Here is a 13,381-nt window from a genome sequence, read left to right on the forward strand (position 1 = left end):
CAATCAGGGGAGCACGTCAGTCGGGCTTGTTGCCGTTCTCGGTTATCGCGCCGCGAGAATAGTTGATCTCGAAAGCGTTCAACAACGCTTCGATATGACTTTCAAGAGCCAAGCCAGCCCGTGACTTGCGACGGTTCTGAACGCTCAGCGAAAACGAGATAAAGCCATCGACGTCTTCGCCGTTCTTTGTCTTGAAACCCGCACGCAAACGCTCGGCAACGATTTTCCGTTCAAGACGCCGGAATAGCTGATCCTCCCGCTCCATCCAGGCCATCAGGGCTAAATCGGGTTCCTCAGGGACATTAGGGAGATTAAGGGAATTGCGTGCAAGCTCTGAAAGATGGCGTGCCTTGGGCATAGAAAGACCGAAAGGCTCGATAAGTCGGTCGAGATCTGCGCCCTCCGGCTCCTCGGGATCGATTTCCAGCGCTTCAAGAATGAAACGGCTGACAAAATCCAACTCGGCGTCCGAATTCCCGCCGACTTTCTGATAGTTGAAATGGAACTGCGATTGCACATCGATCCCGAATAACCAGAGAAGCTGGTTGTACATCGTGCTGTCGCTGGGTGTGATGATGACAAGGCAGTCATCGCTCTTCCGCTTGGCCAAGAAGAAGGCGTCACCTTCATCCATCATCGCCGTAACGTCGTTACTCGGATAATAGAGTCGGTATTCCGAGCGGGTCGGATGTCGACGCCGTGCGTCATACCAGGTTACAAAGCCCTCGGTTTCGACGGTTTCCTGCTCATGCCCGATCCAGAGAAATTTTGTCGGAATATCCTTCTGATCGTCGTTGCCGAGCAGTTTTTTCAATTCGGCGGACGCATTGAATTCATGCTGATTCGAAGCGGCAGGGCGCGTTTCAACAGCACTCAGGCGCTTGACCGCGATACCTGAAAAATACTCGGAAAGATGCCCCCGCTTCATAATTCTATTGGTGAGCCGAAACAGGTTCGTCGGTCAACCAATTCCTGCAGTTCACTAAAACGGACTCGATTTCTTCGGTAGAGCGCCCTTTGATTTGACATTCCCAGATTGTCAGGGTCCGCCACCCGGTGTCTTCGAGCCTCTTGATGACCATACGGTCACGTTCCTTGTTCGCGCAGATCTTGTCCCGCCAAAACTCTGTTCGCGTGGAGGGCAGTTTGAAAAGGCGGCAATCGTGCCCGTGCCAGAAGCAGCCATTCACGAATATTGCCGCCTGCCACTTCGGAAAAACCATATCCGGTTTCCCTGGCAGGCGTTTGTCATGGACCAGGAAGCGAAGGCCCAAGCGATGAAGCCCTCGTCGGATCAGCATTTCCGGCTTGGTATTCTTACCCCGGATCCCAGCCATCATTCGGCTACGCACCTCCGGGGTTACGACATCAGCCATCGACTTCTGCCATCGGTCGGACCTGAACCACGTCAGGAGCGGCTTCTTCCGGGAGATGTGCATCATTAGACAGCGCTGTCGCCAGATATGGCTTCATGGCGTTGGCGAGAAATTCGACTACCGGAACAACGACGGCATTCCCGAATTGCCGATAGGCTTGAGTGTCTGATACACCGATCTTCCACCGCCGTTCACCGCGATCGAAGCCCATCAGCCGGGCACATTCCATTGGGGTCAACCTCCGCGGACGTTCGCCGGGCTGATCAATGAGGATTTCGGAGCCGTCCTTGTAATAGCGGGCCGACAAGGTTCGGGCGACGTCGTCGGGGCCGAACAGGCTGTACCCGAACCCGTTTCCCTTCGAGCTATGTTTTTCCTTGTACTTCTGCAGGTATTCCCAAAGACGTGGCGTAAGCGTGTACTTCGGGTCGACATCCTCGTGTCTTTCCAGGATGCTGCCAAGCTTTGGTCCCTTCGATGCATCAGGGATTTCGAGCGTTTTCAGGTTGAAGTCGGTCTTCTCGCGAAATCCAACGATAAAAATGCGCTCGCGTTTCTGCGGAACCCATGGCGCTGAACTGATAACCCTTGCCTGCACATTATACTTCAACTCGTTCTCGAGCACGTTCATTATCGTCGCGAACGTCTTGCCTCCATCATGGCTTTCGAGATTCTTCACATTCTCCAGCACGAATGCCGCTGGCCGGTGATGGGCAATGATTTGCGCGGTATCGAAAAACAACGTGCCTTGTGTGTCGCACAGGAAGCCGTGAGGTCGGCCAAGGGCATTCTTCTTCGACACACCGGCAATAGAAAATGGCTGGCAAGGGAAGCCGGCGAGCAAGACGTCATGATCGGGGATCAGGTCCGGGTTCTCCGAATACTGTCGAACGTCGCCGTGAAGTTCGTGATTGTCCCGGAAATTCTTACGATAGGTTTCTTGCGCATTCTTGTCCCATTCGGACGTGAAAACGCAGTGACCGCCAATGCTCTGGAATCCGATTCTCAGCCCGCCAATACCTGCAAAAAGATCGACAAAGCGAAATGAGAGATCCCCCGCAGGTGCGTCCTGAACAGGCTTGGGTTTGAGGCTGCCGATCAATTCCAGCGAGCGGTAGATGTGCGCCTTGGGTGCAGTTTCGCCGCGCTCCCAACGGTACACCGTGCTTAGATCGCATTCCAGCTCTCGGGCCACTTCATCGACCGACATGCCGAGGCGCTGCCGAAGCTCGTGGAAGGACAGGCTTTCGGTCATATTATGCTCCTCTGGGTCGATTTTTGGCAAAATGCCAAGAAGAGTCCCAGAACGCAAGAACAAAATGTAAACAAAATCGCTTTCCTACATTCCTCCGCCGCGTCATATCCTGTCCTGTTTGGCTAACAGGAGGACGCATCATGCAGAACCGCACCCCCATCGCGAAGGAGGCGCGGCCGCCGCTTCCCGACTTTACGCCGGTGCCGCGCAAGTACCGGCACGATGGGTGGACGCCCGAGCGGCAGCGGGCGTTTATCGCGGCGCTCGCCGATACGGGGTCGGTCAGCCGTGCCGCCGCCATGGTCAATATGGCGCAGGCGAATTGTTATACGCTGCGGCGCGCGCCCGGCGCGGAGAGCTTTCGGCGGGCGTGGGAGGCGGCGCTTGATTTCGGGGTCGCGCGGCTGAAGGATATTGCGTTCGAGCGCGCGATCGACGGCTATCTGGTGCCCGTCTTCGTCGGCGGCAAGCTGATGGGGTTTCGGCGCAAGCATAATGACGCGCTGCTGATGTTCTGCCTGCGCCACTATGGGCAGGATGCGGGCGGCAAGCGGACGACGATCAACTATTTCTCGACGCGGGCGAGCGCGGGAGCCGGGTCCTTGGAGGCGCCGCTGCGCGGCTCCTCAGGACGAGCGGAGGTCGGGGACGCCGCGGGTGCGGTGGCGGAGGCTTCGACGACGACGGTGCGGACGGTGATTCACGGTCCCTCGACTTCGCTCGGGACGAACGGGGATGGGGTCGCGGCTCAGGATGATGCCGCGGCGCTGATCGAGGGGTTCGACGGGGTGGCGCTCGACGCGCAGGCGCAGGCAGAGATCGACGCGGCGCTGCTCGCGCTGGCCGAGCGGCAGCGCGCGCTGATCGCCGCCGCCGACGCGGGCGGGGTCGACGCGATCGCGGCGCAGCTGGACGATCCGGGCACCGCGATGGTGTCGCTGCGCGACCATGACGCGCCCTATCACGGGCCGATGCAGATGTTCGACGGGCCGCCGGTCGATGGCGAGCCAGCGCAGCGCTTTGCCGGCGAGGCCGACTGGATCGCGGCGGGCGACACGATCCCCGAAGCCTATCTGGCGTGGATCGCGGCCGAGGAGGCGGCGGGGCGGCCGACGCCGGCGGTGCCGCTGACGCCCGCGGTGCCGCTGACCGGCGCGGTGCCGGCGCAGGCGGCGGACGGGGTGGCCGCGGTAAAGACGCGCCCGTCGTGGCGCAAGGCGCGCAAGGCCCGCGAAGCGCGGGCGGCGGAGGCGGCGGCGCGCGAATGAGGGGCCGCGCTCGCCGCGCCCGCTGATCCGTCCGTGCGGCGGGAGGAGATGCCGCCCATTGCGCTCGCCGATATATTGGCATAGCATATGCCAAAACATGGGAGGGACGGGTGAGCGAACGGCCTTATGAGGTGCATGGCGCGCTGGGTTCGCCCTATTCGATGAAGATTCGCGCGGCGATGCGCTATCGCCGCCTGCCGCATATCTGGGTCCATGGCGCCGCGACGCAGGGCGGGGCGCTGGCGCATGTCCGCGCGCCGGTGATCCCGGTAGTGCGCTTTCCCGACGATAGCTGGCACAATGATTCGACCCCGCTCCTCTATCTGCTCGAGGATCGCCATCCGGGCAGCCGTTCGGTGGTGCCGCCCGATCCCGCGCGCGCCTTTCTGGCGCATCTGATCGAGGATTTCGCCGACGAATGGCTGACCAAGGCGATGTTCGGCTATCGCTGGCTGGCCGAGGTCGACCAGCTGCAGATGAGCCGCTGGCTGGCCTTCGATGCGTTCAAGGGCGGCGGGGCGGAACAGCGCGAGCGCTTTGCGGCGAGCTTTCGCGAGCGGCAGGTGGGGCGCATGGCGATCGTCGGCTGCACGCCCGCGAATTTCCCGCTGATCGAAGCGTCGACCCGCGCGGTGCTCGCGGCGCTGGAGACGCATGTCCAGGACCGGCACTGCCTGTTCGGCACGCGGCCGTCGCTCGCCGAATTCGGCCTGTTCGGCCAATTGTCGCAGCTCGGCGTCGATCCGACGGCACAGGCGATGATGCGCGCCGACTATCCCTTTGCCTATCGTTGGCTTTCGCACATCGACGACATGTCGGGGATCGACGGCGAATGGGACGCGGCCGATGCGCCGCTGCCGCCCGTGGTCGAGGCGCTGCTGGCGGTGGCGGGCGCGGTCTATCTGCCCTTCTTGCGGGCGAATGCGGCGGCATTGGAAAAGGGGGAGGCGATGATGCGGTTCGAGGCGATGGGGCATGGCTATGACCAGGGGGTGTTCAAATATCAGGCGAAATGCCTTGCCGACCTGCGCATGCGCTACGCGGCGCTGAACGACGCGGCGCGCGGCGCGGTCGATCCGCTGCTCGAGCGGACGGGCTGCCTGCCCGCGCTGGTGTCGGCATGAGGCGCGCGCTCGCCGCCGGGGTCGCCGCCGCGCTGGTCGCGGCGCCGCTGGCCGCGCAGACCGCGGCGCCGACCGCGCCCGCGTCGCCGCGCCATCCTAATATCGTCATCCTGCTGGCCGACGACTGGGGCTTTTCGGATGTCGGCGCCTTCGGGGCCGAATTCGCGACCCCGAACATCGACGCGCTGGCCCATGCCGGGATGCGCTTTTCCAATTTCCATGTGTCGGGGTCCTGCTCGCCGACGCGCGCGATGCTGCAGACGGGGGTGATGAACCACCGCGCCGGGCTGGGCAATATGCCCGAAACGATCCCCGACGCGCACCGCGGCAAGCCGGGGTACGACACGGTGATGAACCACAGCGTCGTCACGATCGCGGAAATGCTGAAGGCGGCGGGCTATCGCACCTATCTGACCGGCAAATGGCATCTGGGCAGCGATCCGACGCGGCTTCCCGAAGCGCGCGGCTATGACCGCGCCTTCAGCCTGGCCGATGCGGGCGCCGACAATTTCGATCAGGAGCCGATCAAGGGCCTGTATGACAAGGCGAACTGGACCGACAATGGCAAACCGGGGGTGCTGCCCAAGGATTATTATTCGTCGCGCTTCGTCGTCCAGAAGATGATCGATTATATCGACGCCGACCGCGCGAGCGGAAAGCCGTTTTTCGCGTCGGTCAATTTCCTTGCCAACCATATTCCGGTGCAGGCGCCCGACAGCGATATCGCGCGCTATCAGGCGATGTACCGCGAAGGCTGGACCGCACTGCGCGCCGCACGGGCCAAGCGCGCCGCGGCGCTCGGCATCATGCCCGCGGGCGCGCCGATGGTGACGATGGCGACGACGCCCGACTGGCAAAAGCTGGACGGCGACGAACGCAAGGCGGCGATCCGCGTCATGCAGGCCTATGCCGGGATGGCGACCGCCGCCGACCGCGAGATCGGGCGCCTTGTCGCGCATCTGAAGGCGACGGGCGATTACGACAATACGATCTTCGTCTTTCTGTCGGACAATGGCCCCGAACCGACCAACCCCTATAACCGGCTGCGCAACCGGCTGTTCCTGGGGATGGAGTATGACACCTCGATCGGCAACATCGGCCGCCGCCACAGCTTCAGCGCCATCGGTCCGGGCTGGGCGAGCGCCGCGGCGGCGCCGCTGTCGGGATACAAGTTCAGCGCGACCGAGGGCGGGCTGCGCGTACCGCTGATCATCGCCTGGCCCGGCCATCCGCAGGTGCGCGCGGGCGCGATCTCGAACGGGCTCGCGCATGTCACCGACATCGTCCCGACGCTGACCGACCTCGCCGGCGTGCCGGGTCACGGCGGCAGCTGGGGCGGGCGGACGGTCGAGCCGATCGCCGGGCGCAGTCTGGTGCCGATGCTGGCGGGCGGCGCAGGCAGCGTTCATGGCGACGCGCCGATCGGTTATGAACTGTCGGGCAATGCCGCGCTGTTCCGGGGCGATTACAAGCTGGTGCGCAATCTGCCGCCGACGGGCGATGGTCAATGGCGGCTGTTCGACATCGCCGGCGATCCCGGCGAAACGCACGATCTGGCCGCCGCGATGCCCGATCGTTTTGCGGCGATGAAGGCCGATTATGCGGCGTTCGCCAAGACCAACCAGGTGCTCGAAATGCCGGCGGGCTACACCGCCGACGAACAGATCAACCTTTATGCGTGGCGGCAACAGGGCCGCAAGCGGGCGATTCAGGCCGGACTGATTCTCGGCGGGGCGATCGTCGCGCTGTCAGCCCTCGTGTGGCTTTTCGTCCGGCGGCGGCGGGCGCGCCGTGTCGATCAGGCGAATGCCGACATGATCGGTACCTAGCGAGCGTTCCTGAAACTGGCGCGCGGCGGCGCGATAGCGCGCGCAATAATTTGCCGCGCACAGAAAGCTGCCGCCCTTGATGACATTGCGGTCGGGGTCGATCGCGCTTGCCGTCCATTCCCAAACATTGCCGATCAGGTCGTGGACGCCGTGCTTGTCGGCGGGGAAGCAGGCGACGGGCGCGCGGCTCTTGAAGCCGTCGGTGCCGAGGTCGCGGACCGGGAATACGCCCTGATAATAGTTGGCGGTCGGCTTGCCGTTTGCATCGACGGGAACATCGCGGCGCGCGCCGCCGGTTGCGGCGGCAAGCTCCCATTGCGCCTCGTCGGGCAGCGCCTTGCCCTTCCAGCGCGCATAGGCGAGCGCGTCGTCGTAGCCGACCTGGACCACCGGATCGCGGTCGCGGCCGGCGATACCGGTCTTCGGCCCTTCGGGATGCCGCCATTCGGCCCCGACGACCCAGCGCCACCAGTTGGGATTGCCGTCGGTCGGCGCGGTAAACACCGCCGATCCGGGGATCAGCATGTCGGGCGGCGCGCCGGGCAGTTTCGGCGGGTCTTTCTCGGCAAGCGTCTTGTAGCCGGTCGCCTTCACGAATTCGGCGAATTCGGCGTTCGTCACCTCGTGCGTCGCCATCCAGAAGCCCTTGACCGTAACCTCGCGCGCCGGTGCCTCTTCGGGCAGCGTCGCGTCGGCGCCCATGGTGAAGGTCGCGCCGGGAATCCAGACATAGTCGCGCGCCGGCATCGGCGGGCACGTCGGAGTCTGCGCCTCGGCATGCTGTTCGGTCTTTTTGGCGCCGCATGCGGCCAGGGCGCCCAGCGCGGCGAAAGCGATCAGCGCCGCGCCGCGCTTCACCGATCGCCGCCTTGCGGAAGCGCGGCAAGCAGCGCTTCGACCATATGCGCGGTGACGGTCCCCGCTTCTTCGGCCGGCAGGCCCTGGTCGTGCCGCAGCGCGCGCCAGTTCTGGAAGGAGAGGGTGGCACATAGCGCCTCCGCCGCCACCTTGTTCGCAAGGACAGGCGCGGGTAGCAGGCGCATCACCAGTTCGCGCTCGACCGTGATGACGCGGCCATATTCGGCCATCAGAAAGGGCGACTGGTAGCGTTTGATATTGGCGGCGAGCCGGAACGGCAGCATCGTTTCGAACACGCGGACGCGGCGGCGGGCGAGGTCGCGCATGTTCGCACGCCAGTCGTTGTCGAGATAGGGGGCGGTGACGATCGGCATCACCCGTTCGGCGATCGTCGCCGAAATCTCGCTATAGAGCGAATCCATATCGTCGAAATGGCGGAAGACGGTACGAATGCCGATCCCGGCTTCGTCGGCGACGCGCGCCGCGCTGGGCATCAGGTCGCCGCCGGCGATCAGTTCCATCATCGCCTTGACGATGCGCTTGTGGCTCGACCGGCTGCGTTCGCGCCGACCATCGATCCGGGGCGTCACGCTTGCCGGATTCGCCTTTGCCTCGCCCTCCGCTTTCGCCGTTGTCGTCATGTCCTCCCCGCTGGCGCAGCTTGGCGCCGTGGTCAATGCCCGCTTCGAAGCATCTTGCGCCGCGCCCGATATAATGACACATATAGTGCCAATAGTTTCGGGGCAACCGAAGAGTCGGGGGGATGATGGGGGAGCAGGCTGTTCTTGTCGGCGCGATTTGGGCGGGCGCGTTGCTGCTCTGGCTCGCCTTCCTGCTGTTCTACGACGGGTTCCGCCGGCCGCTGACGCGCGCCGAGATCGACGCCTTTCTGGATACGCTCGGCGATCGCATGGAGGAAACGGGCAACGACAGCGCCCGCCTGCGCGCCTTTCTGGAGGACGACGACGGACGCGAATTCGTCATGGTCAATCTTGTCCGCACGCGGCCCGGCCAGGTCACCGATCCCGCCAGCGGCGAGACGCGCGCGGGCAGCGAATGGCTGCGCCGCTATTCGGACCCCTTCGTGCGCGGGCTGATCGCGCGCGGCGGGCATCCGCTCTATGTCGGCGCCAAGGTCGGCGGCTATATCGACGCGTGGAACACACCCGCCGACCCCGGCTGGTCGCTGGTCGGCACGATGCGATACCGCAGCCGCCGCGACCTGATCCGCATGGCGGCCGATCCGGCCTTTCGCGCCGTGCATCCGAACAAGACGCTGGGGATCGAGACGACCTTCTCTTTCCCGACGCAGCGACAGATCGCCTTTTATGCCAGCCCGCGGGTCACGGTGGGGCTGGGGCTCGCACTCGCTGCGGCGCTTGCGCATATCGCGCTTTTGACATGGGCTTAGAGGGGGCCGGAGGGGACCGATGAAGAAACGCTGGATTGCATTGGGCGTCGTCGCGCTGATCGGCGCGGGCGGCTATTGGGGCTTTCAGGAGAATAAATATCGTCTGCCCGGGATGATCCAGGACTGGCGCGACCCGGTGCAGCCGAACCACGCCGTAGTCTGGCAGCAGGGGCCGGGTGCGGCCCCCGTCACCGCGCCGGGGACCAAGCGTCCGCCCAATATCATCCTGATCGTCGCCGACGATCTGGGCTGGAACGACATCAGCCTGAACGGCGGCGGCGTTGCAGGCGGGATCGTCAAGACGCCCAACATCGACGCGCTGGCACGTCAGGGGCTGAACTTCACCACCGCCTATGCCGCGAACGCCACCTGTTCGCCGTCGCGCGCGGCGATGATGACCGGCCGCTATCCGACGCGCTTCGGTTTCGAATTTACCGCGGTGCCGACCGCCTTTGCCGAGAATCTGGCGCATGGCGGCGGCCTTGGTCCGCTGAAGGCCGTATTCCACAAGGAACTGATCACCGACGATATCCCCGACTATCCCGACATGGGCGTCCCGCCGAGCGAGATCACCATCGCCGAGGCGGTGAAGGCGGCGGGATATCACACCATCCACATCGGCAAATGGCATCTGGGCGAAGCGCCGCGCTTGCAGCCCAATGCGCAGGGTTTCGACGAAAGCCTCGCGATTCTGGCGGGGGGCGCGAAATTCCTGCCCGACGACGATCCCGATACGGTCAACGCCAAGCTGCCGTGGGATCCGATCGACCGTTTCATCTGGGCCAATTTGCGCCATGCCGTGACTTTCAACGGCGGCAAGCGCTTTCATCCCCAAGGGCATATGACCGACTATTTCGCCGCCGAAGCCGAAAAGGCGATCGACGCGAACAAGAACCGGCCCTTCTTCATGTATCTGGCGTTCAATGCGCCGCACACGCCGTTGCAGGCAACGCGCGAGGAATATGACCGGCTGCCGCAGATCAAGGACCACAAGACGCGCGTTTACGGAGCGATGATCGCGCAGCTCGACCGCCGCATCGGCGATGTCATGGCGAAGCTCAAGCAGGCGGGGATCGACGACAATACGCTCGTCATCTTCACCAGCGACAATGGCGGGGCCTGGTACAATGGCATCCCGCACCTCAATGCGCCCTATCGTGGATGGAAGGCGACCTTCTTCGAGGGCGGCATCCGCACGCCTTTCTTCATGCGCTGGCCGGGCCATATCGCGCCGGGGTCTGCCCGTGCCGACGTGACCGGGCATATCGACATCTATTCGACGATCGCCGCCGCGGCGGGGGCGAAGGTGCCGACCGATCGCATCGTCGACAGCCAGAATATCCTGGCCGGGCCGGCGCATCGCCAGGCGATGTACTGGCGTTCGGGCGATTATCGCGTCGTGCGCGCGGGCGACTGGAAATTGCAGGTGACGAAGCGGCCCGAAAAGGTTCGCCTCTATAATCTCGCCGTCGATCCGACCGAACAGCATGACGTGTCGGCGCAGGAGCCGCAGCGCGTCGCGCAGCTTCGCGCGATGATCGAGGCGCAGAACAAGGGGATGGCCAAGCCGATCTGGCCGGGGCTGATCGAGGGGCCGGTGCGGATCGACGTGCCGCTCAACGCGCCGTGGAAGGACGGGCAGGATTATATCTACTGGACCAATTGAACCGTCCGGCCCCGGCCGGAGGGAAGGGGTTAGCGTTCGATCTTGGTCACCAATATGACCGACGTCGTCGTGCGTTCGACCCCGTCGAGCAGGCCGATCTCGTCGATCAGTTCGTTGAGCAGGGCGCTGTCCTCCGCCTCCAGCATCGCGATGATGTCATATTCGCCGCTGATCGCGTGGATCGCCTGAACCTGGGTGAAGCCGGCGAGGGCGGCCTCGACCTCGCGATGATAGCGCGGCAGCGTCTTGATCATCATATGGGCGCGGACGCGGCCGGCGGCAAAGGCTTGCCCCAGCCGCACCGTATAGCCCGCGACGATATTATCCTCTTCCAGCCGCGCGAGCCGCGAATAGACCTGGCCGCGCGAGATGCCGAGTTCCTTCGCAAGCTGTGCGATGGTCTGGCGCGCATCGTCGCGCAGCAGGGTGAGCAGGCGATCGTCGATCTCGTCGAGACTGACGGTCATCGGCGCCATCAGTCCGCCCATGCCTCGTCAGCGAAGATCGCCGTCTGTGGTTCCGCCCCGGCCGTCATCCGGCCACGATACATGCCAAGGTCGTTGAGCGCAAAGACCGGACGGCCGTCGGGGCCCATCGCGATCAGACCGCCGTCGCCGCCGATCGCACCGACCGCCGCGATGGTCGCCTGCGCCGCGTCGTTCAGGCTTTCGCCTTTCCACGCGACGCGGTCGCAGACCTGCCGCGCCGCGCTTTCGCGGATGAAATATTCGCCCGATCCCGTCGCCGAAACCGCGCATTGGTCGTTGCTGGCATAGGTGCCCGCGCCGATGAGCGGCGAATCGCCGATGCGGCCCCAGCGCTTGCCCGTCATGCCGCCGGTCGAGGTTGCGGCGGCGAGATTGCCGTCGGCATCGATCGCAACCGCGCCGACGGTGCCGAACAGGTGCGTCGGGTCGAGCGCGGCCTGATGCTTCTTGCGCCAGGCGAGCAGCTGCTGCCACCGCTGATCGGTCCGGAACCAGGCGGGGTCGACCTGTTCGAGCCCCTGTTCGACCGAGAAGCGGTCGGCGCCGTCGCGCGCCAAGAGGACGTGCGGGCTCTTGTCCATCACCGCGCGGGCGAGGTCGATCGGGTGACGGGTGCGCGTGACGCCCGCGACGGCACCGGCCTTGAGCGTCGCGCCGTCCATGATCGCGGAATCGAGCTCGTTGGTGCCCTCGGCGGTGAACACGGCGCCGCGGCCAGCGTTGAACAGCGGATTATCCTCGAGCACGCGCACCGCCGCCGCGACCGCGTCGAGCGCCGGGCCGCCCCTGTCGAGCACCGCCGATCCGGCGCGCAGCGCGGCGTCGAGGCCGGCGCGATAGGCGGCTTCCTTGTCGGGGGTAAGCGAGCCGGGCTTGATGACCCCGGCGCCGCCATGGATCGCGAGCGACCAGCGCGGCACCTCGACCAGTTCGCCCGCGCGCGCGGCGTAGTTGCGCACGAACACCGGCGCATCGACGCGGCCCGAGGGCAGGTGAACGACCGAGCCCGGCCCGACCCCCGTCACCTTGACCCGCGGCGCATCGAGCGGCCTGCGGTCGCTGACGTTGCGCAGCCCCGATCCGTCGACGACCCAGGCATAGCCGTCGGGTGCGGTCGCATAGATGCGCCCCGACCCGTCGGGTTCGACCGCGAGCGCGGCGCTTTCATCGACGCCGAGCCCGATCATCGCGGGCGCGTCGGCAGCGCGTCCGACCTGCGCTTTGGCTACGAAGGCGAAAAGGCGGCCGAGCCGGTCGCGTTCCTTGAAATGCGTATCGGTGACGACGCCCTTGAGCAGCGCCAGGTGCAGGAAATCGCCTTCGATGGTGTTCGCGGGGCCGAGCGGATCGGCGAGCGCTTCGGGGCTCTTGATGCTGCCGTCGTCCATCGCGCCATAGAGTTTTTCGCCCTGCATCGCGAGGCCGGCGCTGGTCCCGGCGAGCGGCTTGCCCGCCGCGACATGCGCGTCGATGATCTCGTTGACCGGCGTGCCGCGCCAGAAGCGCACATAGCGCGACTGATCGCCGCCGGCGATGAAGATGCCGTCGGCCTTGCGCAGCCGGTCGAGAATCTTCTTGTCGGTCGCTTGCGAACGCGCGTGGAAAACGAAGATTTCGACCGACTGGATGCCGCCGATGTCGCGATAGAATTCCTCGCCGATTTCCTTGCCGTAAGACGCGCTGAGGACGACGATGTGGCCCTTGCCGGCCTTGCCGAAGAACCATTTCATCGCGTCGATATTCCGATCGCCTCCGCCCATCAGCAGCAGTCCGCCCGATACCGGACCCGGCGTCGGCGTGTTCAGCGCGCCATAGACATAATGTTCGTAGGGCTGATCCTTCGCCGCCGCCGCAAGCGGTGCGGCGAGAAGGAGCGCGGACAGCAGTGCGGCGATCCATTTGAACAGTCTGATCGGCGGCATCGGCATATCTCCTTCGGCAACTCTGATCGATGGATGTTACATAATCGACACGAAAAATGACAATATGATTCCTGTTTTAGTCATAATGATTGAAATTTTCGGTCCGTTCTGGCTGATAGGGCGCGTCTCGTGACAGGGCATTGGGGGCGCCGATTCGCGCCGCAGACAGGATAGGGGCTTTTCG

The 13,381-nt window shown here is 64.6% G+C and carries 12 protein-coding genes; 5 read left to right on the plus strand and 7 right to left on the minus strand.

What is annotated here, in order from left to right; genetic code table 11:
* Nucleotides 1-16 precede the first annotated feature (16 nt).
* The 3 genes from EBMC1_RS14485 to dcm are packed head-to-tail and all read right to left on the minus strand — an operon-like array spanning nt 17 to nt 2,631.
* Complete coding sequence (locus tag EBMC1_RS14485; protein WP_003049366.1) at nt 17-928, minus strand: type II restriction endonuclease; 912 nt, start codon at nt 926-928, stop codon at nt 17-19.
* 4 nt (nt 929-932) lie between these two features.
* Nucleotides 933-1,376 carry a very short patch repair endonuclease gene (locus tag EBMC1_RS14490; RefSeq protein ID WP_003049369.1) on the minus strand — a complete coding sequence of 148 codons (444 nt, stop codon included), beginning with the start codon at nt 1,374-1,376 and terminating at the stop codon, nt 933-935.
* Nucleotides 1,369-2,631: a DNA (cytosine-5-)-methyltransferase gene (dcm, locus tag EBMC1_RS14495; protein ID WP_003049372.1), complete on the minus strand. Its 1,263-nt coding sequence runs from the start codon at nt 2,629-2,631 to the stop codon at nt 1,369-1,371. The genes EBMC1_RS14490 and dcm overlap by 8 nt, the downstream gene beginning before the upstream one ends.
* Before the next feature lie 140 nt (nt 2,632-2,771).
* Between dcm and EBMC1_RS17945 the strand changes: the two genes are divergently transcribed.
* From EBMC1_RS17945 to EBMC1_RS14515, 3 genes are all read left to right on the plus strand, one after another.
* The gene (locus EBMC1_RS17945) at nt 2,772-3,899 is read left to right on the plus strand and encodes a hypothetical protein (protein ID WP_003049375.1); all 1,128 of its coding nucleotides are present in this window, start codon (nt 2,772-2,774) and stop codon (nt 3,897-3,899) included.
* Nucleotides 3,900-4,009: 110 nt separating this feature from the next.
* Nucleotides 4,010-5,023, plus strand: a complete 1,014-nt coding sequence (locus tag EBMC1_RS14510; RefSeq protein ID WP_003049382.1) for a glutathione S-transferase N-terminal domain-containing protein — start codon at nt 4,010-4,012, stop codon at nt 5,021-5,023.
* Nucleotides 5,020-6,852 (plus strand): sulfatase-like hydrolase/transferase, encoded by a 1,833-nt coding sequence (locus EBMC1_RS14515; protein WP_003049385.1) that lies wholly within the window; start codon nt 5,020-5,022, stop codon nt 6,850-6,852. Before EBMC1_RS14510 ends, EBMC1_RS14515 begins: the two co-directional genes overlap by 4 nt.
* Here the strand turns inward: EBMC1_RS14515 and EBMC1_RS14520 are convergent.
* Complete coding sequence (locus EBMC1_RS14520) at nt 6,772-7,710, minus strand: formylglycine-generating enzyme family protein (RefSeq protein WP_003049388.1); 939 nt, start codon at nt 7,708-7,710, stop codon at nt 6,772-6,774. The two genes, EBMC1_RS14515 and EBMC1_RS14520, sit on opposite strands and share 81 nt — an antisense overlap.
* Complete coding sequence (locus EBMC1_RS14525) at nt 7,707-8,351, minus strand: TetR/AcrR family transcriptional regulator (protein WP_003049391.1); 645 nt, start codon at nt 8,349-8,351, stop codon at nt 7,707-7,709. The genes EBMC1_RS14520 and EBMC1_RS14525 overlap by 4 nt, the downstream gene beginning before the upstream one ends.
* Nucleotides 8,352-8,473: 122 nt before the next feature.
* On the opposite strand from EBMC1_RS14525, the gene EBMC1_RS14530 reads away from it, so the two are divergent.
* Nucleotides 8,474-9,121, plus strand: coding sequence for a hypothetical protein (locus EBMC1_RS14530; protein ID WP_003049393.1), 648 nt, complete (start codon nt 8,474-8,476; stop codon nt 9,119-9,121).
* 19 nt (nt 9,122-9,140) lie between these two features.
* Nucleotides 9,141-10,787: a sulfatase-like hydrolase/transferase gene (locus EBMC1_RS14535; protein ID WP_003049396.1), complete on the plus strand. Its 1,647-nt coding sequence runs from the start codon at nt 9,141-9,143 to the stop codon at nt 10,785-10,787.
* A gap of 29 nt (nt 10,788-10,816) precedes the next feature.
* Here the strand turns inward: EBMC1_RS14535 and EBMC1_RS14540 are convergent, their stop codons facing one another.
* Entirely contained in the window at nt 10,817-11,263 is a 447-nt protein-coding gene (locus EBMC1_RS14540) for an Lrp/AsnC family transcriptional regulator (RefSeq protein WP_040590524.1), read from the minus strand.
* Nucleotides 11,263-13,197, minus strand: a complete 1,935-nt coding sequence (locus EBMC1_RS14545) for an isoaspartyl peptidase/L-asparaginase (RefSeq protein WP_040590526.1) — start codon at nt 13,195-13,197, stop codon at nt 11,263-11,265. The genes EBMC1_RS14540 and EBMC1_RS14545 overlap by 1 nt, the downstream gene beginning before the upstream one ends.
* Between the last annotated feature and the right edge of the window lie 184 nt (nt 13,198-13,381).

Source organism: Sphingopyxis sp. MC1 (assembly GCF_000371385.1).
Classification (GTDB): domain Bacteria; phylum Pseudomonadota; class Alphaproteobacteria; order Sphingomonadales; family Sphingomonadaceae; genus Sphingopyxis; species Sphingopyxis terrae.

Bases quoted from the DNA above. Each gene is read 5' to 3' on its own strand.
- EBMC1_RS14485 (WP_003049366.1), bottom strand. From the start codon at position 928: ATGAAGCGGGGGCATCTTTCCGAGTATTTTTCAGGTATCGCGGTCAAG.
- EBMC1_RS14490 (WP_003049369.1), bottom strand. From the start codon at position 1,376: ATGGCTGATGTCGTAACCCCGGAGGTGCGTAGCCGAATGATGGCTGGG.
- dcm (WP_003049372.1), bottom strand. From the start codon at position 2,631: ATGACCGAAAGCCTGTCCTTCCACGAGCTTCGGCAGCGCCTCGGCATG.
- EBMC1_RS17945 (WP_003049375.1), top strand. From the start codon at position 2,772: ATGCAGAACCGCACCCCCATCGCGAAGGAGGCGCGGCCGCCGCTTCCC.
- EBMC1_RS14515 (WP_003049385.1), top strand. From the start codon at position 5,020: ATGAGGCGCGCGCTCGCCGCCGGGGTCGCCGCCGCGCTGGTCGCGGCG.
- EBMC1_RS14525 (WP_003049391.1), bottom strand. From the start codon at position 8,351: ATGACGACAACGGCGAAAGCGGAGGGCGAGGCAAAGGCGAATCCGGCA.
- EBMC1_RS14530 (WP_003049393.1), top strand. From the start codon at position 8,474: ATGATGGGGGAGCAGGCTGTTCTTGTCGGCGCGATTTGGGCGGGCGCG.
- EBMC1_RS14535 (WP_003049396.1), top strand. From the start codon at position 9,141: ATGAAGAAACGCTGGATTGCATTGGGCGTCGTCGCGCTGATCGGCGCG.
- EBMC1_RS14540 (WP_040590524.1), bottom strand. From the start codon at position 11,263: ATGGCGCCGATGACCGTCAGTCTCGACGAGATCGACGATCGCCTGCTC.
- EBMC1_RS14545 (WP_040590526.1), bottom strand. From the start codon at position 13,197: ATGCCGCCGATCAGACTGTTCAAATGGATCGCCGCACTGCTGTCCGCG.